Raw genomic sequence first — 22045 nt, forward strand, 5'->3', positions numbered from 1 at the left:
AATGATCAAAAATCACTAAGCTTGATATTAATCCCAGATTCAAGTGGAGGAACTTTGAGATACTCCACTGGTTCATACATTTTTCGATTTGAGTTATTTGTATCCTCACATGATTTGAAAAAAGACTCTGGGTTATTGATGTAATCCAGAGGATTTATTTTTTTACAGTCTGGATCTTTGATTGTAAAATATGATTTAGTATTTAATGTCGGTGTATAATCCCAATTGCTGTTAATTGTGGCAGGTTGTGTGATTAGATCCTCTGCTTGGTTACTTTTAACTGTAGTATTGGATACTGGCTGAGTATTGGCATGAGCATCATGACATTGTACTAATTCGCACAATATAAAACTCAGTATTAAAAGAGGTAATTTCATCATTAACTGTTTACTCGTATCATGTTTGTCTGTTCGCATCACTATCTCACTAGAAGTCAGTAACCCAGCCCTAAAGGGACTGGGTTTGCAAGAGTAATGACAAAACTTCTCTCTAGTTCGTAGTCCTCAATTTCCCCTAATATAACTTGAAGAATTGTATGAAAATTACAATCGGCTAGATGCAAGGTTAGATTAAACAAAGCAAAACCCAATAAATGCGATAGTTTATGCTTATTCACATTAAATAAGCGTGCTTTTACCTAAGCTGAAAATCAAGGCTTTTTTGAATTTGGCGAAGGTATTGTAATATTAAACCAGTTTCATAGGAGGATATAGTTCTTTATTGACACTTTTCTATATAAAAATTCCTGGCGGTATTGAAATATGAATTTAGGTGTAAATGTGTTTCCTAAAAATTGTTTATAGGGGTTTTGATATGATCATAAATCGTGTTTATACTTAAACTCAGTAACGTTGTTACTTTTGAATAAAAACTACAATATCACCAAAATTCTTAATTTTCATACCTGACAATTTTTTTTCAAAGTTCAAATAAGTAATGGAACATAATTAATTACACAACTGATTTTTCTGTTCCCTGTTCCCTCTCTCAACGAGTGAATGTAATTTTGTCCGACTACTTACTATGGCAATAGATTCGATGATCACTTACTATCTTTAACCGAAATGTCTTTAAAAATAGTTAAAAATTTCGATAGCAGTTTTACGCTAGAAAATCAAGCTCAGGAAACTCTGTTTAGTTTATTAACAGGTGAGGCTTTTCTCAAGCAAATATGCCAAAATCTGCAATGGCAAGAAATTGAATTTACACAATTGCTGTTTCAACCAGTTCCTTACAGTTTGCTAACTCCCAAAGGAATGCCAGCCGAATTTGAACAATACTATCAATCTGAAGACTATACCATTATTAACATACCACCAAATTTTATGTTTAATGCTAAAATATTTAAGCCAAGCCGTCTATGTGCGATTTACAAGAAAATTGGGTAATCAATAAGAGCTATAAACTGTTAATTCATTTATGACACAAGAAATAAGTTTACCAACATTAGCCAGTCTGGAATACTTTGCCTATATTGATGATAATGGTGAAGTAATAGCTGACTTTCAGGGAAAAATCGGGGTTTATGCTATTTTCGATCAAGATAAAAATCTCCAATTTGTGGGCTATTCCCGTGATATTTATCTAAGTTTAAAACAGCATTTAGTCCGTCAACCACAAAGCTGTTATTGGGTGAAAGTAGAAACAATAGAACGTCCTAACCGGACAATTTTAGAAAATATTGAAAATGCTTGGATAACTGAAAATGGGAATAATCCTATTACTAATACTGAGGATAAACAAAAATGGATTAATCCCATTGATATCAAAGAATTAATGACAGCAGAAGAACAAAATAATTATCAGAATATAGCTATTGATGAATTTGCGAAAAGCAAAGTTTTAAAAAATGTAGCCCGGCGCGTTGAAGAAGAAATTTTAGCAGTGATAGCAGCACGGGGGGTAAAAACACAAATCCGCTTTAACCCTAAATTAAAAGAAACAGGATTATTAGATTTGAAGTGAATGGGGTAAAAGAGACAAACCGTGATTTTTGTGGTTAATTAACCGTCTCGATCAAATTAATCAAGCAAAGCATTGTTGGTGATTTTTGCCTATACCCTGACGATTAGACATTAAAGCTGTACACTGTATAACAAAGTATCCTTTCCCTGACTGGCGCTAATTTATGCAAACCTTGCTAAATAATCGCTATCAAGTTATTCGTACACTAGGATCTGGTGGATTTGGCGAAACCTTTCTCGCTACGGATTCGTATATGCCATCTAAGCGTTTATGTGTTGTAAAACAGCTAAAACCAATCCAAAATAACCACCAGATTTATCAGTTAGTACAAGATAGATTCCAACGGGAAGCAGCTATTTTAGAAACACTTGGTGGTCATTGTGATCAAATTCCGGCTTTGTATGCTTATTTCTGTGCTGATGGACAATTTTACTTAGTACAAGAGTGGATTGAAGGTAATACGTTAACAAAAGAATTCCAAAAACAGGGATTATTTACAGAAACATTGGTTCGGGAAATATTAATAAATATCTTACCGGTGCTGGATTATATCCATTCAGAACATATTGTTCACCGCGACATTAAGCCAGATAATATTATTTTACGTCATCATGATGGTAAACCGGTATTAATTGATTTTGGTGCAGTGCGGGAGTCAATGGGAACAGTGATGAATTCCCAAGGTAATCCGACTAGTTCGATTGTGATTGGTACACCTGGATTTATGTCCAGTGAACAAGCAGCAGGTAGACCAATTTATTCTAGTGATTTATATAGTTTAGGGTTAACAGCAATTTTTTGTTAACAGGGAAAAGACCACAAAAATTAGAAACAGATTCTCAGACTGGTGAGGTGTTGTGGAGACATTATATTGGTAATTTAGATCCAACTATAGCGAGGGTAATTGATAAAGCGATCGCCTATCATCCACGCGATCGCTATCCGACTGCAAAAGCAATGTTGGCGGCTTTACAAAGTCCCATCAATTCCTCTTTCACAACCCCAGCACCATCTCTTATTACAAACTTTATATCTACACTACAGGAATCAACTATTTCTTACCCAGTCAATAGTCCAGTTAATACTCAGAAGACTATTCTCATTGGTAGTTTAATCGCTGGTGGTTTAGTTGGTGTATCAGTAATTATTAGTCAATTAATCACACAATCTTTCAAATCTACAACAAAAACTGAGGTGTCAATTTCGACAACAAGAACCATGACAACCCCATCGGTTCAAGATAGTCCTGTGACTTTACCAATTTTACAACCGCCATTAAATATAACACCCACAAATCCTGAATTAATCTCACCAATCCTACCCTCAGAAACTAATACAAATGTAGATAATTATGCTTGGTTATCTCAAAGGCCAGTCACGGATGTAGATTTATTTGGCAAAAATGGTTATCAATTAGATATTATGCGAAATACAATTTTTGCTATTTATGGTCGTCGTTTTGAAGACCCAAGTTTACAAGACTACTTTAATAAACAGTCTTGGTATATTCCCCAATATACACCAGAAGAATTTCCCATGAAATTATTATCAAAACTAGAAATGGACAATATTGCCTATATTGATCAATATCAAAACCGTTATCAATTAAGACATTTTCCGAATAAATTTTGAATTAGGAATGAGGTTTTCCCAGCATCACAATCGAACACTTCAAATTATTAATCACCTGAGTAGTTACCTCACTGACCGCTAATCCACCAGTGGTGCGATAGCGCACAGAGCGCAAAACCACCAAGTCAAATGCCTGAGCTTGCTCAATAATGGTTTTGGCAATATCATCACCAGCAATTGTGAGGATATTTGTATTTACTTTTAACTTGCTTTGATTAGCAATATCAGACAATTGAGCCATAAAATCTGTGATCTGATGAGAGAGAGTTTGGCGATCGCTGACGTGTAGAAGTACAACTTCAGCTTGATTAGCATCAGCTAAAATTTGGGCAAACCTCACAGTACCGATAGTCACTCTCCTTAAATCACCCACAGGTACAAGAATTCGTTTAATTTCTGTAGGACTTCTTAACAGCCGTGTTACTGCTACTGGGCAGTGAGAAGACCAAAAAACCTTATCAATGAGACTACCAAATAAACGAGCGCGTAAATTCCTCGTATTTCCCCAACCCATGATCACTAAACTAGCATTTTGTTCCCGACTGGCGTGACTAATCCCCAAAGCTATATCATCATCAATGCGAATTTTAGGTGATATTTGGACATTAAACTCTTGACTAATTTCTAAAGCCAATTTCAATCTTTGCTGACTTTGTTCTAATGCCGTTACTAATTGCGGATCATCCATATTCAGGTGGGCTTTGGTAATAGCTAATGGCATAATCTGTCCCGATTCATGCCGAGCCAAAAGTGCTGCCATTTCTAACAGATAACGTTGAGTAAGCGGATTATAAATGGGGACTACGACAATAAATGGCGGGTAATCTTGCTGCAATCGGTTGTCTGCTTTCTCTGCTGCTTCGGTTACTTGCTCATAAGATTCCCACCATACCGATAGACTATCTGTTTTCCAGTCCTTGGTGGGGACAAGTTGTAAAGACCTTGCCACCCTAGCTGTAATTATTGGACCAACAATAGCAGTAATCAACATCAAAACAATAACACTGTTTAAAACATCCTCACTGATTAGTCTCTCACCAGCAGGATTTAAAGATTTATAGGCAACTAATGTTGCTGCTAGTGTAGCTGCTACCTGCGGTAGTGACAATGACCACATTGTTAGCATCTCTGAAGTATTGTAGCGATACAATATTTTGGCTAAAAAAGCCGCTACAAATTTACTGCTAATCAACGCCACTACAATTGTCGCAGTCAGACTAATTGAACTGAGAGTTTGGATAAAAGCAGGTATATCAATTAGTAATCCCATATCCACAAAGAAACAAGGGATAAAAAGCACACTACCAACAAACTCCACTTTTTCTTTAACGGGGCTATTTCCCAAAACGCCGTTAACTGCTAAACCTGCTAGAAATGCACCAACAATTTTTTCTACTCCAATTATCTGCGCTCCTACAGATGCCAAAAATAAGGACAGCAAGATAAACAAAAACTGATAACCTTCTTCATCTCCAGAACGACGGAAAAACTCTTTTCCCACCCAATTAAAACCAAATAAAATCAACACCGAATAAATTGCTAGTCCACCCAATAAAGTAGCTAATTTAAAAGCTGTAAAATCTCCTCCATGAATACCAACACAAATTGCTAGTACCAACAACGCACCTGTATCAGTGAAAATTGTTGCCCCAATTGTCACAGTTACTGCTTCATTTGCTACGACTCCCAAGCGACTGATAATGGGATATGCCAACAGGGTATGGGAGGCAAGTAAAGAACCAATTAAAACAGAAGAATTCCAACTAAAATTGAATAGCCTGCCAGTCACAATACCAGCAATTAAAGGTACTAAAAATGTCAGAGTCCCAAACCCAATTGAGCGATTTTTGGTTTTGCGAAACTGCTCAATATCAATCTCTAATCCCGCTACAAACATTAAATAAACTTTCCCAATATCTGAGAGAAGTGTTATGGTTTCGGATTTAGAGTTTAGGAGATTAAGTGCATTTGGACCGAGGAGTACACCTGCTAGTAACAAACCCACTAATCCAGGTAATTTTAATCTCTCAAATAGCGGCGGAACAATAAAAATAGCTATAAGGAGAATTGTAAAAGAAATGATAGGTTCTCCGAGAAAATTTATTGGCATTTTTAATAATTGACAATGGACAATTGATAATTAACAATTACCTCGCTCTGGAAGTGTGAGGATTGAGAAAGAAGAATTTTGGTTTTTAGGTTATTTTTATGAAAAACCTGGTTGACACTCCCTGCTCCAAGGAGACGGGGATTTTTAAGACCAAATAAATGTCTACCACTTCCTCTAACATACCTTCAAGATCCAAGATTGGGTTGTTCGCGTTAGCGTTGCGAAGAAATGTTAAGTTCAAACCAACAAATGCCTTGGGTTTTGCTCTGTTCAAGCTAACCTATGAAAAAATGCCGCAGGTATTGTCAGTCATACAGATTTTTTGATTTTGCATTTTGAATCGGTGAATTTTGAATTAGTAGGTAAACAGAAAAAAACCGCAATATGTAACGAAAAGTAAAATCTCCCAACACCTGTTCCCTATTCCCTGGCCATAGGTTACTGAGCGAAGTCGAAGTAACGACAATTTTTAACGCCAACCTACTTTGTTTATTTGATATACATTTGGAAAGGTATCTCGCGTGTAACCTTTCATGACAAAAACGTTGCTAAACAATCGCTATCAAGTTATTCAGGTACTCGGTGTTGGTGGGTTTGGTGAAACTTTTCTCGCAGAAGATACTCATCTCCCTTCCCGTCGTCGTTGCGTAATCAAGCAACTGAAACCGATTAGTGATGATCCCAAAACCTACCAAATGATTCAAAAACGGTTTGAGAGGGAAGCGGCAATTTTAGAGTATTTAGGAGAAGGAAGTGATCAAATTCCCAAACTCTATGCTTATTTTTCTGAATCTGGACAATTTTACCTTGTACAAGAATGGATTCAGGGGCAAACATTGACTAATGTAATTCAATCCCAAGGCAATTTAGGTGAAACTATTGTCAGGGAAATTTTGCTCAGTTTGCTGTCAATCTTAGATTATGTCCATAGTAAAGGAATTATTCACAGAGATATTAAACCGGATAATATCATTCTGCGGACTCCAGATAATAAGCCAGTTTTAATTGATTTCGGTGCAGTGAAAGAAACTATCCGTACTGTTGCCAATTCCTCTGGTAATCCTACCCAATCTTTAGTCATAGGTACACCAGGCTATATGCCCATTGAACAAGCCATTGGCCGCCCAGTTTATGCTACTGATATTTATAGTTTAGGCTTGAGTGTGATTTATTTACTAACTGGCAAATATCCCCAAGAATTGGAAACTCATCCCCAAACTGGGCAAATACTCTGGCAACAATACGTACCTCATATTTCTCCACAGTTAGTAATGGTATTAAGTCAGGCAATTGAACCTCGCACAAGCGATCGCTATAGCACTGCTAGTAAAATGCTATACGCTCTACAGCCCGTAAACAACGCCACCATTAACTATACGCCCCTAGCAACTATCCCACCAACCAAAGCAAACCCTATACCTTCTAAAACTCTTGTTATTCCCCCAGTCAGTAATTCTGGAATCTGGCAAAATCCTACTATTATTTTTGGTAGTTTGTTAGTAGGTAGTTTAATTGGTGCAATCATAATTTCTGATTTTATCCGTCCAGAAGTAACAACTCCTATAGCGAGTACCTCCAATCCTGACACAGTACCCACTATTTTACCCACACCAGCTATTACCGCAGATCCTTCTCCAGTAGCTATTGCACCTACACCTGCAACCCAACAACGAATTAATTCTTATCCTTTACCCAATACCAATAATCCAGAGGAGTTGACATCTCTCACACTTCAAAAGCCTGTAATTGAAAATACTCCCTCACCCCCAGTTTTATCAACACCACAGCCAGAAGTTGAACCAACTCAAGAAGTTGTATTACCCGATACTCAAAAACAACAACCCCAGCCACAACCAAAAGTACCAGATTCATTAATTACCTCTAATCCGAGTTTAACAGTTCCCGCTTTTCCGACAGGAACATCTAGAAGTAGTGTAGAAGCCACACTGGGAAAACCAAGAAAAGATTTAAGAGGTTTATGGGGTAATACCCGTGCGGTTACTTACAAATTCGTTCCCAACCAAATTGACTTAGGCTATTTATTTGATCGTCAATCGGGGAAACTCCGCCAAACAGAGGTATCTTTTGCTGCTTCTGTAGATTTACAAGTAATGCAAACCACATTAAATCAACTGTTAGAGGGAAAAGCAACAGCAGAGATTCAAGAGGGATTAAAAAAAATCCAAAAAGGTCAAAAAGATAATTTTCAGTTTAGCCAAGGTGCTGTTAAAGGTCAGATAGTCAGACAAAATTGTAATTTTATTTACATCAGCATTTGGGACTCAGACTTACATGATTTTGTTAGTCCAGCCGCAGCTAAACAATGTTAAAAAAAAAGAGCCTAGCTTAGGCTCTTCATTAAAAAAAATGGGCGTTGCTGAATTGAAGTATGAAATTGAAAAATCAAAGATTTCAAACTCTTACTCTCTGTGACTCTGCGCCTCTGCGTGAAACAAAATCATACTCTTAATCAGCAACGCCAAAAAATGATTAGATATCTGGTAGAAATTAAATATGCCTTTCCCAGAACCCTTGTAGAGACGTTCCATGGAACGTCTTTACAATCTTTTTACTTAACTGTCACCTTACCACCAGCTTCTTCAATCCGCTTCTTGATATCTTCAGCAGCATCCTTAGTTACAGCTTCCTTAACTGCTTTAGGAGCAGCTTCTACTAAGTCTTTAGCTTCTTTTAGACCTAAACCTGTGATTTCACGAACAATTTTCAGTACAGCAATCTTCTTATCGGCTGGTACAGAGTCCAAAATTGCGTCAAATTCAGTCTTTTCTTCTGCTACTTCAGCAGCAGCAGCGCCAGGAGCAGCCATCATCATCATACCACCAGCAGGAGCAGCAGCAGTTACACCAAAGGCTTCTTCAATTTGCTTAACTAATTCAGAAGCTTCTAATAAGCTGAGAGATTTCAATTGTTCTAAAATTTGTTCGGTTGCAGCAGACATGGATATAACTCCTAAAGAATTTTTGATTTGTTAGTTGTTAGTCGTCATTTATTAGTGGTTAGCTTTCACTAACTACCTCTAACTCGGAAGCACTTTCAGGACTACCGCTATTTTCTTTTTCAGCGACAGCTTGCAAAGCGCGAGCCAAGGAACTGGGAACTTCGTTGATACCAACAGCCAGCTTGGTAGCTACAGCGTTGATAGCACCAGCAATTTGACCCATGAGTTGTTCCTTAGATGGCAAGTCTCCTAGAGCCTTGACATCAGATTCACTCAGGACACGACCTTCCATGACACCACCGCGAATTTCTGTTTTCTTGGTGGCTTTTTGGAATGCTTGATAAGCTTTGATCGCAGATAAATCTTCTTTAACTAGCAAAAATGCCGAAGAGCCATTGAGCAATTCTGACATTGGTTGCCATTGTTGCTGATCCTGAATGGCAATGCCCATCAAGGTGTTTTTTGTCACCTTACATACAGCACCACTAGGACGCAGTTGCCGACGCAAGTCCGTGATTTCAGCAACTGTCAGCCCCTGATAATCAATTACCAGAGCTAAAGTTGATGAACTCAAGGTTTCTTTGAGATCAGCTACTATCTCTTTTTTGTTTTCTAACGTTCTTCCCATACTTATCTCACCTCCAAGGGCAAAATTATCTTAGTTGTTGGTTATCAGTGAAGAGTTTTTACTCTATTCCCTATGACCTAATTGGCTGTCATCTTTTATCTGTAACCTTTTTTCTGACTAACCGAAAACAATTAACCCCAGCTATCTGAGCCGGGGTTTCCAGGTGGTATTTTAAATCCTATAGTTATAACGCTTTTGCGCTTTAAACTGTGGGTTCAAATTACAACCTCGGCAGGGTATTAAGTTATTAGCACCTGCTGTCTCCGGCTTTGCTTATTTAATTTTGATTATTGGTCATGGGGCATTGATGATATAAAACTATGACCAATTACCTGTGACCAATTATCCATGACCAAATTAGGCAACTTCAGTCAATTTTAACTCCCGTAGGGCGCTCACATCAATCGCAATTGATGGACCCATTGTAGAAGAGATATACAAGGAACGCCAATAACGACCTTTAGCTCCTGAAGGACGGTTACGGTCTATTGACTCTTGCAATGCCTTGAGGTTGATTAATAAATCTTCAGGTGAGAAAGAAGCTTTACCAAACATAACATGAACAATCCCAGTCCGATCAGCACGATATTCTAATTTACCTGCTTTGAATTCGGCGATCGCACTAGCAACATCAAATGTTACTGTTCCACCCTTGGGTGATGGCATTAAACCACGGGGACCTAGCAATTTACCAAGCTTTGCTACCTGTGGCATCACGTCTGGTGTAGCAATGAGCTTATCAAAGTCCATGAAGCCTTTCTGAATCTGCTCAATCAGTTCTTCTGAACCTGCTATATCCGCACCAGAATTACTTGCTTCTGTGACTTTTTCCCCTCTAGCAATCACTGCCACCCGCACTATCTGTCCTGTACCTTTAGGCAGTGCCACAGTTGTCCGCAACTGTTGGTCTGTATATTTGGGGTCAATCCCTAAACGGATATGAGCTTCAGCCGCTTCGGGAAATTTAGCAGTTGCTGTTTCTTTTAACAGAGCTAATGCTTCTGAGGGTATATAATCCCTATCTTCTACTTTTTCTAACAGCGCCTGTAACCGGCGTGATACTTTTTTTGCCATTTTTTTCTCCTGGGGTCATCTCGAAGCTGCGCCTCTCCCCCGATATGATTTTGTTATTGGTTAGTTGTCAGTTGTCAGTTTTTATTTACTGTCACCTGTCACCTAATCTGTCACTTAATCTGTGACAGTTACGCCCATATTTCTAGCAGTTCCTTCCACGATATTCATGGCTGCATCAATATCATTAGCGTTGAGATCAGGAAGTTTTGTTTGAGCAATTTCGCGTAATTGCGCTCTGCTAATGTTACCAACTTTCTTTTTGTTGGGTTCATTTGAGCCTCTTTCAATTTTCGCTGCCTTGCGAATCAACACTGATGCTGGTGGGGTTTTGAGTACAAATGTAAAACTTCTGTCTTCATAAACTGAAATTTCTACAGGAATCACCATTCCAGCTTGATCTGCTGTTTTGGCGTTGTACTCTTTGCAGAACATCATGATATTAACGCCATGTTGACCCAGCGCGGGACCAACTGGCGGTGCTGGGTTGGCTTTCCCAGCATTCAGGGCCAATTTAATGACCGCTACTACTTTCTTCGCCATTTGTATTTAGCTCTGTTTTTTAACCTGATTAAATTCCAATTCTACTGGTGTATCTCTTCCAAAGATTGAGAGTAGAGCTTTTAGTTTACTCCGTTCTGGGGAAACTTCAACCACCTCGCCTTCAAAATCCTTAAATGGACCAGAAAGTACAACTATCTTATCACCTGTAGCCATATCAATTTTGACTACTGGCTCTTGTTCTGTGGTTTGTTTGAATATGCGTTCAACTTCCGCTGGATTCAAAGGAACTGGCTTAACGTGACCACGGCCTCTACCGGTACCACGCTTTTGTTCCGCGCCCACAAAGTTAATGACGTGAGAGGTGTTTCTTACCACCTGCCATGTATCATCACTCATTACCATTCGTACTAGCACATAACCAGGAAAAACTTTTTCTTCTGCTGGCTGACGTTTACCATCCTTACGGATTTTCACCGTTGGTGTGTGGGGAATTTCCACTTGGATGATTTTGTCAGCTACATCAAAAGTTTGGATGCGCTGCTCTAAATTTGTCTTGACTCGTTTCTCACAGCCGGAGGCTACTTGCACTGCATACCAGCGTGCTTCTTTTATCGCTGTTTCCAGTGCTTCCTCTGACTGCAAATCCAAGTTGCGTGGTTCGTCTGTTGCAGAAGTCATCAGAACACCTGTTTTGCTGCCCAACCGAACAATCCATCGACCAAGTATATCAAAGATGCGGAGAGTGTAACCATTAACAGTACGGCGGCTGATTCGCTCACCAACTGTTTCCGACTGGGCCAAACCACTTTTTCAAGTTCTTCCTTCGTTCCTTGGAAAAAATTGTTTAAGCTAAACCCATTTTCGGTTTCTGGTATTTCTGCTTCATTTTTTTTGGCCACAGTCGTTATACCCCCGTTTCTTAAAATAGCCTCACCTTGTTATTTTTCTCAAGGTTTACAGCTTCGACCTCAATTAAATGACAACAAGAAAGCTGTAATCTAAAAAAATTATACCCGAAATAATTGACGTTTTCTGCCAATATGGCAGTCACGTTATTGTTTCGGGCTATATTTTTCTTTTCAGCGCGCCCTGGAGGACTTGAACCCCCGACATCAGGTTTTGGAGACCTGCGTTCTACCAACTGAACTAAGAGCGCACAAGCTTTTCTTGTTACAGTGATTGCGCTGAACTTTTTTTAGTTTAACGCAATTCGAGTTTTATTGTAACTTATTTTTTTTCTTTTGGCAAGTTAGCGGCAGATGCCGCTTGCAGCTTGGTTTTTTTCGATCAATTCACCATTTTGAATCACAGAGCGCGATCAAATCTTTGTTTAATCCGGGTGGCTTTGCCGACGCGATCGCGTAAGTAATAGAGTTTAGCACGTCTAACCTTACCACGACGTAATACTTTAATACTTTCAATGCGGGGAGAATGCAGCAAAAATACTCTTTCAACACCCACGCCTTGGAAAACTTTGCGGACTGTAATAGTTTCGTTAATACCACCATTCCGTCTGGCTATGACGACACCTTCATAAGGTTGGACACGTTCTTTTGCCCCTTCCTTAATTTTGACTCCGACTTTAACTGTGTCACCTACATAGATATCAGGTAAATCTGACTTTAATTGTTCCGCTTCGATTGAGCGAATAATTTCTTGTACGTTCATTTTTCTGTTTTTTGAAAAAACTCCCAATCGCTAATTATAAATCCATAATCGCCCGCGAGTCCAGTTATTTAACGCATTTAGGTAAAGAATATTAATTTTACCCATTACATGACGACTGACAACTGACAACTGACCAATGACCAATCCCTGTTGTAAAATAGACAGTGTAAGGATTCAGGGGGGGCCAGTTTACTGGTCATAAACGCCTATAGAGACCATCTTTGGAAATGTTCAAGGTTTAAAGTCCAGCCAGCTAAAACAACTCCAGCGGCTGTACCACCAAAGGATATCAGGCGATCGCATTACTACATCCGAGTTTGCCCAACGTCTGGCGGCAATTAGTACAGAAATTAATCAACCTATTTGTGCCTATCTCAACCGTCGCGGACAAGTGATTCGAGTAGGTGTAGGTACTCCACGTCAAACCCAAATTCCACCCCTGGAATTGCCACGTTATGGCGCAGAGCGTCTGAGCGGTATTCGTTGTTTATCCACCAATCTGAAGTCAGAACCACCGAATGAGTCAGCATTGACGGCGATGGCTTTACAAAGATTGGATGCCTTAGTAGTTTTAAATATTACTGGTACAGGATTTACAAAGCGTGGTGGTGGTTCAACTGGATACGTAAAAGAAGCTTACTTAGCGCATCTAGTAGCCAATAGCAGACAGTTAGTTGCAACTCAATCTTCTGGGATCAATATTCCAGAAGCGGGGATATATTCTCACACATCACCACCTTTGAGCTTAGATGCTTTAGCCGACCAGGATTTTCTAGACTTAGTAGAAAGTTTAGAAGAAGAATTTAGTCGGGAGTATGTAGCTCAAGAAGTAGACGCTGATCATGATCGGGTAGTGATTGTGGGAGTGCTAACAGAAAATACTACTCCTCAACAATTCCAAGACATCATCTCAGAATTGGGAAGGTTAGTAGATACTGCTGGAGGAGAAGTATTGCAGACGTTACAACAAAAGCGATCGCGCATTCATCCCCAAACAGTTATCGGTGAAGGTAAAGTCCAAGAAGTTGCCCTTACCGCCCAAACTCTAGGCGCTAATTTGGTAGTATTTGATCGTGATCTTTCACCAGCCCAAGTCCGCAATCTCGAAACACAAATTGGTGTGAGAGTTGTTGACCGCACCGAATTAATTTTAGATATCTTTGCCCAACGCGCTCAATCAGGTGCAGGTAAATTACAGGTGGAACTGGCACAATTAGAATATATGCTGCCACGACTCACAGGCAGAGGTCAAGCCATGTCCAGATTAGGAGGTGGTATTGGGACAAGAGGACCAGGTGAAACCAAATTAGAAACAGAACGCCGGACTATTCAAAAACGGATTTCTCGACTGCAACAAGAAGTTAATCAATTACAAGCTCATCGTTGTCGGTTACGTCTACGACGACAACATCGGGAAGTTCCCTCGGTAGCTTTGGTAGGTTATACAAATGCTGGTAAATCTACTCTACTCAACGCCCTCACCAATTCAGAAGTATACACGGCTGACCAACTGTTTGCCACCCTTGACCCTACTACCCGGCGTTTAATACTTCCCCACGCGGAGACAGGCGCACCCCAGGAAACTCTCATGACAGATACTGTAGGGTTTATCCATGAGTTACCTGAATCTCTAATGAATGCCTTTCGTGCCACTTTAGAGGAAGTCACAGAAGCGGATGCTTTACTACATTTAGTAGATTTATCTCACCCGGCATGGTTAAGTCATATTCGCTCAGTTCGGGACATACTCGCACAAATGCCAGTCACACCGGGACCTGCGTTAGTTGCTTTTAATAAAATTGATCAAGTTAGTAGTGAAACACTGGCTTTAGCACGAGAGGAGTTTCCTCTGGCAGTATTTATTTCTGCTACTGGGCGTTTAGGACTAGAAACTCTCCGTCAGCGTTTATCTTTACTAATTCAATACGCTGTGGATGGTGATTGATAATTGTCAAAATGGGCGGGGAAACCCTATTCCTGCTTCATTAAAGTGATTGATGATTGTCAAAATGGGCGGGGAAACCCCGCCCCTACTAATTCAATAAGCTGTGGATGGTGATTGATGATTGTCAAAATGGGCGGGGAAACCCTATTCCTGCTTCATTAAAGCTAGTTCAATGCAATCTTCGCTGGGCTGTTTGATGCTCACTTCTACGTCAGGACCAAAATATCTGGTCATTTTTTCCTGCTTTTGTTGCCAAGTATCCAGGGTAATTAGTGGTGAATAGAATTCTAAAATTAAGGTATAAGCCCCATTGACTTCGGTTTCTTGTAAACTAGTCACTACTGGTCTTTCTTCGTCAGTGGGACTCAAGCCTAGATACGCTAAAGCTACATCTAAATGGGACTTTTGCCCATAGCAGTAGCGTGTAATGTCTTTGCGAATTTTATTTTGCGTGACAGTTGCTTGTTGTTTTCTGAGTTCCAGAATTGATGGTGTGGTAGCTTGGCTGAAGGGTATGGGTTTAAGTTCATTAGCTTTCAGGGCTAAACCTCCCAATAGCAGCGGAAAACCATAGAAAAATCCGACTAGATTGAGAGTAGCATTATCCGCAAAGTAGGCAATAAAACCTATGATAGTCAGTATACTACCTATTGTTAAACCAAGTGTTCCCAGAGAAATTCCGCCGATCATAATTTGAGATTAGTATAATTTCTTTTCATCTTAAGCCTATTATGATCTCTGATCAGCGACAAATTGGGAAAAGAGTAAGTGAAATTTTTCCTTTTTGCGTTAACTTTAGATTTGAACTATTGAAAAGATGGGAAGCCAAAAAATGGATATTCAGACGATTAAAGAGCGAATTAGCACAGTTCAAGGTAAACGTGAATATTTGCTGAGTTTATTAGAACAACCCAATTTAGGGACTTTAAGAGTTGATGTCAATCAAGCTTTGGAAGAATTAGATGATTTAATTGATGAATTTAGACGGACTATTCCTGAAGCGAAAAATAATTAACTTCTAGCTGGTAATGGGTAATGGGAATTGATCTTGAGTTAGCTACTGTCTATTCCTAACAATGTATTGTTACATAAAAATGCGATCGCACTTTTAGTTTACGACTTCAGGAGCGATCGCATTTACTTTATCAGTAATTGCCTGACCTAACTCTCTCACTAAGGCAACAAGGTCTATAGTCGAAATATCTTTTTTGCAAAATCTATCAAACTTATGTCTGGTTTTGTTTTGCATAAAAGTTGCTTCATCTATGGAAGAATAAGCAAGAATCTGAGTATTTGGAGACATAGATTTAATGTAATCAGATGCTAACCAACCATCCATAATTGGCATTTGCAAATCGAGAATAATTACATCAGGTTTATAGCATTTAAACATTTCTATAGCCTCTTGACCATTACTAGCTAAACCAACAACATTAATATTTTCTTGGAGAGAAAAAACTAATTGTAGGCTTAAACGAGTGAGTTCATGATCATCAACTACTAGAATGCGTAAGTTAGAAGACTCACGGGACAACATTAACATTCCACGCCAATAATAAATATCAATTTATATCAATTTGAAAAATGATCATGATAATGAAAAAATTGTCAAACTTATGAAGTAAGTCTTGGACAATCCCATATCAAAAATCAAATATCAAAAATGATATGAATTCTTATAGTGTATGAGTATAGGTGAAATAATTCACTCTATCTTATGGATGAATTTGAGTGACTAAAAGATGATTTAAATGCAGAAAAATCATTGAGAAAATGTTCTTTTTGCATAATTATGTCCTGAGTGATTATTTCCAATATATATATCTATTGACTGAAGAAGAATTTACATAATAATTTGTCAATTCAAGTATAGCTAACGCCAAGCTTCCGCTATCAGAATCTAAAGTTATTATTCACTTTTGCTGCAACTAATGAGAGTTTAATTCATACCAACAGAGCGCAATGCCATAGACATCAGAGTTGTTTGGGAATTAGCTTCTGAACAGTTTTCACCGGGATATCTTTGGATATAACTACCATCAGGTTGTAAATCCCAAGCATGACGATTATCTGCCAACATAATGCCTAAAATTTCTTGCAAGTCCTTGGCAATATCTTGATCTTTGATGGGGGTAATTACTTCAACTCGACGATCTAAATTGCGACGCATCCAATCAGCACTGCCGATATATATTTCTTCTTGACTATTGTTGTAGAAGTAAAAGATCCGGGAGTGTTCTAAAAAGCGACCAATAATGCTGATGATCCGAATGTTGTCACTGAGATTTGGTAGCCCAGGACGCAAACAACAAATGCCGCGAATAATTAGGTCAATTTTTACACCAGCACGGGAAGCTTCGTATAGTGCAGAAATTATTTGTGGGTCGACTAGGGCGTTCATTTTGGCAACAATACGACCAGAAAATCCTTTTTGGACATTTTCGATTTCGCGTTTAATTAATTCGAGAAAGCGATCGCGCATATTCACAGGTGCAACCATAACTTCTCGATAAGATTTTTGGCGAGAGTAACCGGTTAAAAAATTAAACACATCTGTTAAATCTGCACCTAATTCTTCCCGACAACTAAATAATCCGATATCCGTATAGAGTCGTGCAGTTTTGGGGTTATAATTACCAGTACCAATATGGACATAACGGCGCATCCGGTCTTTTTCCCGACGGACGATGAGGACAATTTTGCTATGGGTTTTCAAACCAACTAAACCATAGACAACATGAACCCCAACTCTTTCTAAACGCCTTGCCCAGTAAATGTTATTTTCTTCATCAAACCGGGCTTTTAATTCTACTAATACGGAAACTTGTTTACCATTTTCTGCCGCAGCAATTAAAGCATTGACGATGGGTGAGTCTCCAGAAGTCCGGTAAAGAGTCATTTTGATGGCTAGGACGTTAGGATCATGGGCAGCGCTAGTAATAAAACGCTCCACTGTACCGGAGAAAGATTGATAAGGATGATGGACTAGCAAATCTTTTTCGCGGATTACGGAAAAAAAGTCTTTTCCTTCTTCTAGTTCTGGAACATCAATATCAATGCTTGGTTCTCTCAGCCGTTGTAAGCGGGGAGGAACGACAGATTGACGAGGGGAATCTTTTAGTTCTGGTAATGGTAGCGCCAGAAAATACATTAAATCCCGCAATCCTAACAAACCATCAACTTCGTAAATATCACTTTCCGTTAGTCCTAAATCCTGTAAAAGCCGGGAACGAACTGATACAGGGGTTTGGGAGCGAATTTCTAACCTGACGGTATTTCCCCCCATACGCCGTTTGCGGAGTTCTTGTTCAATAGCTAATAGGAGATCATCAGCTTCATCTTCTTCTAATTCCAGATCAGCATCACGGGTAATGCGGAAGGGGTGATATTCTTGGATATTCATCCCTGGAAAGAGGGATTCTAGATTATGAGCGATCGCTTGTTCTAAGGGAATCCCTGTCCAGTTAGCAATTTTTCCATCTTCCTGCATTCCCAACTCTGGGGGTAAAGGCAAAAATCGTGGTAAAACTCTAGGAACTTTAACTCTGGCAAAAAACTCCTCTTCCGTATCGGGATTTTTTAGCACCACTGCTAAATTTAAACTGAGATTAGAAATATACGGAAACGGATGACTAGGATCAACAGCAAGGGGTGTGAGAACTGGAAACACTTGTTCTTCAAAGTAATTATCTAAGTAATTTCTTTGTTTTTCATTCAGTTCTATGTAATCTAGGATATAAATCCCCTGTTGTGCTAACAGTGGTTGTAGAACTTTCTCAAATTCTGCATTTTGTCTTTGAACTTGGGGTCTGAGATTTCGGCGAATATCATCTAGTTGTTTTTGTGGTGTCCGTCCGTCTGGAGTTAATAAATTAACGGTGGCTTCTATCTGTTGCTTTAAACCTGCCACTCGCACCATAAAGAATTCATCTAAATTAGAACTAAAGATGGCCAAAAATTTTAGCCTTTCTAATAAAGGAGTTCTTGGATCACAGGCCTCATGCAACACCCGACTGTTAAATTCTAACCAACTTAATTCACGGTTAATGTAGTATTGTGGATCACTTAAATTAATAGAACTCGGATTTTTTTTTGGTTTCGGCATGATTACTTAGATTAAGGTAGACATTGTTATTAGAAGCAATGAATATACATATCTTAATTGCTAGTGATTAGATTTTTACACTTGTTGATGGAGAAAGCTGATTCAGTTGTAGACTTAGATTATATTTATGTATAAGACTTATGTTTAATTTTTTCAATATACGTAGAGTGGATGAGGCGATCGCGCAAGCGCTGACTTGTCAGTTCGCTAATCTTCTATCTCAAATCTGCTAAGTTCAAGACTTTTGTCTTAATACACCCTATAAATACTGAGATTTATGCAAATTTTATGCGGATTCATATACAGCAATTCCCATTTAAGTGAGGTACAAGAAGAACGAATTAACCGCAGATGGAAGAGGATAAACGCAGATGAACGCAGATAAGTTTGTACCTCGTTAGACAAGGAAATGTTATATGTTTCAAGCTACTCGTCGCCGTTTGGCTATTTGGTACACTGCTGTAACTGCAATTTTACTATTACTATTTGCTAGTGGGGTATATTTGTATGTTCGCAGTACATTAATTGAGCGAGTTGACGATACATTATATCATGTGGTGGAAGTTATAGAACGTTCTTTAGTAATTGAACCGCTCAAATTTCAACCAACTCAATTGCGAGTCAATATAGAAGCTAGTTTTCGTAATAATGCTGAAAATGCGGAAGATGATCGCATTGATTTAGAATGGTTTAATCCTAATGGTGAATTAGTGTGGTCAACTTTTTCGGAAATATTAGATATTCCTATTCATACTCATCATACAGGGGAAACTGTGCGCGTCGTTGGCATGGGAGGATGGGGAGAATCTGCACTATTATTAAGACAAGTTACCAAAAGAATAGAACTAGGAAGACAGGTTTTAGGCTATTTGCGAGTGAGTCATCCTTGGTTTGAGGTGACGAAACCCAGCCGGCAATTAATTTTCGATTTGGCTTTAGGTATCAGTTTAATGGTATTGTCCGTAGCTGCTAGTGGTTGGTTTTTATCGGGGAAAGCAATGGAACCAGTGGGGGAATCCTACCAACGCTTGAAACAATTTACTGCTGATGCTTCCCATGAGTTAAGAAGTCCTATTGCGTTAATTCAAACTAATGTCCAAGTGGCTTTATCTGATTTAGATTTAGTTGAAGAAACAGGAAACGATACAATTCAATATCGACAACAATTAAAAGTAGTAGAAAGACTTACTCAACGATTGGGAAAGTTAGTGAATGATTTACTTTTTTTAGCGAGACAAGATAGTGGCATTACCACAGATATATTTTCAGATTGTCCTCTTGATGCTCTATTGATGGAAGTTGTAGAAGAACAACAAATTGTAGCTAGGGAAAAACAAATTAATCTAGTTCTTCATTTGGTCGATCCTCCCCCGACAGAAGTTAATCCTGAGTTACTAGAAAACTGGTTTACTCTGATGGGAAATTGGGAGCAATTGGTAAGATTATTGACAAATTTGATTGGGAATGCTTTGCAACATACTCCGATATCAGGGGTAATAAAAGTAGAACTAGGCAGAATAGAAGGTATAAATCGAGTTTCTGGAATGCGTTACACCAATTCTTATTTACAAATTAAAGTCAGTGATACAGGAATTGGTATTCCAACAGAGGCGCTACCAAGATTATTTGACCGCTTTTATCGAGTTGATCCGGCACGGACTCATAGAACTGGCAAAACGGATAAAACCACAACTACTGGTTCAGGATTAGGATTAGCGATCGCTCAAGCCATTGTCGAACATCATCAAGGACAAATTCAAGTAACCAGCACACCAGGTGAAGGTACGACTTTCACCGTCACTCTACCAATTTTGTCCTCAACCCCCGACTGAAATCAAAAACTCTTACCAATCACCAAAGAGGCAGAGGGGCAGGGGAGCAGGGAGAATATGTTTTCAACTGACAACTGACAACTGACAATTGACCAATGACCAATCCATCTGATTTTGTTAAGCTATCGGAAATGATTCCTTGATTTGTGGTTTAAGAGGCGGTAGTGTGCCAAAACACATTCGGTTAATTTCTCTTTTCGTTGCTTGTAGTTTATGGAGTATGCCTAAAGCTGCTCATGCTCAAGCATTCATCCCTCATACAGTGCAGATTGATTATGCACAGTTAGAGAGGCAGGGTTTGAGCTTGGCACAGGAAGCAGCTATGTTAGCTCAGTTTCAGAGGGTTGAACCAGCTTTACTCAGAGCGCAGTTAGCGACAAAACTAGCTCCGCAGAATGATAAAGTCTGGTGGCTGCTGGGGAGTTTGTATTTACAAAATAAAGAATTTGATGAGGCTATTACCTCATTGAACAAAGCCCAAACACTCAACCCCAAAAATCCTGAAGTCCTATTTGCTTTGGGTTCAGCTAAGTTTCAAAAAAAAGATTACCAAGCATCACTCATCCATTATCAACAGGGGTTGAAATTAAAACCCGATTATGCTGGGGGGTTGTTTGATTTAGGCAACGCTTACTTTATGTTGAATAAATTCCCAGAAGCGATCGCCCAATTCAATTTGGCTGTTAAACAAGATCAAAAGTTTTGGCCAGCTATAAACAACATTGGTTTAATCAAATACGAGCAGGGCGATATTTCAGGAGCAATTCAGCAATGGCAAACAGCAGTCACCATTGATCAAAAAGCAGCAGAACCAATGCTTGCTTTAGCAGTAGCATCCTATAACAAAGGGGATAGACAAAAGGGTCTACAAATGGGAATATCCGCACTCCGTACAGATTACCGTTATGCTGATTTAGATTTTCTCAAAGAAAATCTTTGGGGTGAACGCTTGCTGTCAGATACCAAAAAATTCCTAGAATTACCAGAAATTAAATTAGCACTCGTGCAACAGGAGGAATTACCAACACCCTAATAGGGATTGGTGATTGGTGATTGGTCAGTTGTCAGTTGTCAGTTGTCAGTTGTCAGTTGTCAGTTGAAAACATATTCTCCCTGCTCCCTGCCTCTTCTCTGTCACCTGTCACCTGTCACCTGTCACCTTCCCTTGCTCCCCTGCCCCCTTGCCCCAACGACTATTTTCAACGCCAACCTACTTATCCTGGTGGTAGCAGGTTGAAAATTTGGTCTATAAACTGTTGATGATCAACCACAGGCTTAGAAATATAACCATCAGCACCGCTTTGTTTCAGGAAATTCTCGCGATCGCCTTCCATAGCGTGTGCTGTCACTAAAATAATCGGTAAGTGGGCTGTTTGTGGGTCAGATTTTAACATTTGTGTAATTTTGATACCATCAACAGACTTACCTTGATATACACTACGTGACAAAGAAACATCCATTAAAATCAAATCAATTTGACCCGCTTGGGCAATTTCCATGACCTCGTCTACATTTTCCGTATGTTTTACACCCAAGCCACCGCGTTTAGTGAGAATTTTAGAAAAAACGCGAGCATTAATTAAATCATCTTCGACAATTAAAACAGTTTTCATGAGACTTTATACT

At 39.1% G+C, this 22045-nt stretch carries 20 protein-coding genes, 1 tRNA gene, 1 pseudogene and 1 other annotated feature; of the genes and pseudogenes, 8 read left to right on the forward strand and 14 right to left on the reverse strand.

Annotated features, from left to right (window positions below; genetic code table 11):
• Positions 1-5 precede the first annotated feature (5 nt).
• The gene (locus FJR38_RS13490; RefSeq protein ID WP_217360021.1) at positions 6-416 is read right to left on the reverse strand and encodes a hypothetical protein; all 411 of its coding nucleotides are present in this window, start codon (positions 414-416) and stop codon (positions 6-8) included.
• 648 nt (positions 417-1064) lie between these two features.
• Here FJR38_RS13490 and FJR38_RS13495 point away from each other — a divergent pair.
• The 3 genes and pseudogenes from FJR38_RS13495 to FJR38_RS13505 all read left to right on the forward strand — a co-directional run bounded on the left by FJR38_RS13495 (position 1065) and on the right by FJR38_RS13505 (position 3597).
• Positions 1065-1388, forward strand: coding sequence for a hypothetical protein (locus tag FJR38_RS13495; protein ID WP_168537547.1), 324 nt, complete (start codon positions 1065-1067; stop codon positions 1386-1388).
• Positions 1389-1419: 31 nt separating this feature from the next.
• Positions 1420-1965 (forward strand): GIY-YIG nuclease family protein, encoded by a 546-nt coding sequence (locus tag FJR38_RS13500; protein ID WP_168537549.1) that lies wholly within the window; start codon positions 1420-1422, stop codon positions 1963-1965.
• A gap of 163 nt (positions 1966-2128) precedes the next feature.
• A pseudogene (locus FJR38_RS13505) lies at positions 2129-3597 on the forward strand (YARHG domain-containing protein).
• A 1-nt stretch (position 3598) separates the two neighbouring features.
• Here FJR38_RS13505 and FJR38_RS13510 read toward each other — a convergent pair.
• Positions 3599-5707 carry a cation:proton antiporter gene (locus FJR38_RS13510; protein WP_168537551.1) on the reverse strand — a complete coding sequence of 703 codons (2109 nt, stop codon included), beginning with the start codon at positions 5705-5707 and terminating at the stop codon, positions 3599-3601.
• A gap of 533 nt (positions 5708-6240) precedes the next feature.
• On the opposite strand from FJR38_RS13510, the gene FJR38_RS13515 reads away from it, so the two are divergent.
• Positions 6241-8037: a protein kinase gene (locus FJR38_RS13515; RefSeq protein WP_168537553.1), complete on the forward strand. Its 1797-nt coding sequence runs from the start codon at positions 6241-6243 to the stop codon at positions 8035-8037.
• A 239-nt stretch (positions 8038-8276) separates the two neighbouring features.
• Here FJR38_RS13515 and rplL read toward each other — a convergent pair whose 3' ends face one another.
• From rplL to rplS, 8 genes are all read right to left on the reverse strand, one after another.
• Complete coding sequence (rplL, locus tag FJR38_RS13520; protein ID WP_168497969.1) at positions 8277-8666, reverse strand: 50S ribosomal protein L7/L12; 390 nt, start codon at positions 8664-8666, stop codon at positions 8277-8279.
• 58 nt (positions 8667-8724) lie between these two features.
• Positions 8725-9294: a 50S ribosomal protein L10 gene (gene rplJ / locus FJR38_RS13525; RefSeq protein WP_168537555.1), complete on the reverse strand. Its 570-nt coding sequence runs from the start codon at positions 9292-9294 to the stop codon at positions 8725-8727.
• Between the two features lie 120 nt (positions 9295-9414).
• Positions 9415-9579 (reverse strand) — a sequence feature (ribosomal protein L10 leader region).
• 72 nt (positions 9580-9651) lie between these two features.
• A complete protein-coding gene (gene rplA, locus FJR38_RS13530) occupies positions 9652-10368 on the reverse strand; it encodes a 50S ribosomal protein L1 (RefSeq protein WP_168537557.1) in 717 nt (238 codons plus the stop codon).
• A gap of 114 nt (positions 10369-10482) precedes the next feature.
• Positions 10483-10908, reverse strand: a complete 426-nt coding sequence (gene rplK / locus FJR38_RS13535) for a 50S ribosomal protein L11 (RefSeq protein WP_168497963.1) — start codon at positions 10906-10908, stop codon at positions 10483-10485.
• A 6-nt stretch (positions 10909-10914) separates the two neighbouring features.
• Positions 10915-11547, reverse strand: a complete 633-nt coding sequence (nusG, locus tag FJR38_RS13540) for a transcription termination/antitermination protein NusG (RefSeq protein WP_168537559.1) — start codon at positions 11545-11547, stop codon at positions 10915-10917.
• On the reverse strand, positions 11547-11768 hold the full coding sequence (gene secE / locus FJR38_RS13545; protein ID WP_168537561.1) for a preprotein translocase subunit SecE: 222 nt from the start codon (positions 11766-11768) through the stop codon (positions 11547-11549). Before secE ends, nusG begins: the two co-directional genes overlap by 1 nt.
• Before the next feature lie 184 nt (positions 11769-11952).
• A tRNA-Trp gene (locus tag FJR38_RS13550) sits at positions 11953-12025 on the reverse strand.
• A 149-nt stretch (positions 12026-12174) separates the two neighbouring features.
• Positions 12175-12537, reverse strand: coding sequence for a 50S ribosomal protein L19 (gene rplS, locus FJR38_RS13555; RefSeq protein WP_168497957.1), 363 nt, complete (start codon positions 12535-12537; stop codon positions 12175-12177).
• Between the two features lie 208 nt (positions 12538-12745).
• Here rplS and hflX point away from each other — a divergent pair, with 208 nt between their 5' ends.
• Complete coding sequence (hflX, locus tag FJR38_RS13560) at positions 12746-14482, forward strand: GTPase HflX (RefSeq protein ID WP_168537740.1); 1737 nt, start codon at positions 12746-12748, stop codon at positions 14480-14482.
• A gap of 144 nt (positions 14483-14626) precedes the next feature.
• Here hflX and FJR38_RS13565 read toward each other — a convergent pair whose 3' ends face one another.
• Complete coding sequence (locus tag FJR38_RS13565) at positions 14627-15172, reverse strand: DUF2854 domain-containing protein (protein ID WP_168537563.1); 546 nt, start codon at positions 15170-15172, stop codon at positions 14627-14629.
• 142 nt (positions 15173-15314) lie between these two features.
• On the opposite strand from FJR38_RS13565, the gene FJR38_RS13570 reads away from it, so the two are divergent.
• Positions 15315-15497, forward strand: coding sequence for a hypothetical protein (locus FJR38_RS13570; RefSeq protein WP_168537742.1), 183 nt, complete (start codon positions 15315-15317; stop codon positions 15495-15497).
• 93 nt (positions 15498-15590) lie between these two features.
• On the opposite strand, the gene FJR38_RS13575 is transcribed toward FJR38_RS13570, so the two are convergent.
• Positions 15591-16025, reverse strand: a complete 435-nt coding sequence (locus FJR38_RS13575; protein ID WP_168537565.1) for a response regulator transcription factor — start codon at positions 16023-16025, stop codon at positions 15591-15593.
• Positions 16026-16421: 396 nt separating this feature from the next.
• Entirely contained in the window at positions 16422-18587 is a 2166-nt protein-coding gene (gene ppk1 / locus FJR38_RS13580; RefSeq protein WP_168537567.1) for a polyphosphate kinase 1, read from the reverse strand.
• A 416-nt stretch (positions 18588-19003) separates the two neighbouring features.
• Here ppk1 and FJR38_RS13585 point away from each other — a divergent pair, with 416 nt between their 5' ends.
• Both FJR38_RS13585 and FJR38_RS13590 read left to right on the forward strand, forming a co-directional pair.
• Positions 19004-20419 carry a cell wall metabolism sensor histidine kinase WalK gene (locus FJR38_RS13585; protein ID WP_168537569.1) on the forward strand — a complete coding sequence of 472 codons (1416 nt, stop codon included), beginning with the start codon at positions 19004-19006 and terminating at the stop codon, positions 20417-20419.
• 166 nt (positions 20420-20585) lie between these two features.
• Positions 20586-21452 (forward strand): tetratricopeptide repeat protein, encoded by an 867-nt coding sequence (locus FJR38_RS13590; protein WP_168537571.1) that lies wholly within the window; start codon positions 20586-20588, stop codon positions 21450-21452.
• Between the two features lie 181 nt (positions 21453-21633).
• Here FJR38_RS13590 and FJR38_RS13595 read toward each other — a convergent pair whose 3' ends face one another.
• The gene (locus FJR38_RS13595; protein WP_168497946.1) at positions 21634-22032 is read right to left on the reverse strand and encodes a response regulator; all 399 of its coding nucleotides are present in this window, start codon (positions 22030-22032) and stop codon (positions 21634-21636) included.
• Between the last annotated feature and the right edge of the window lie 13 nt (positions 22033-22045).

The sequence above is a fragment of the Anabaena sp. UHCC 0253 genome, assembly GCF_009712085.1.
In the GTDB taxonomy this organism is placed as follows: Bacteria; Cyanobacteriota; Cyanobacteriia; order Cyanobacteriales; family Nostocaceae; genus Dolichospermum.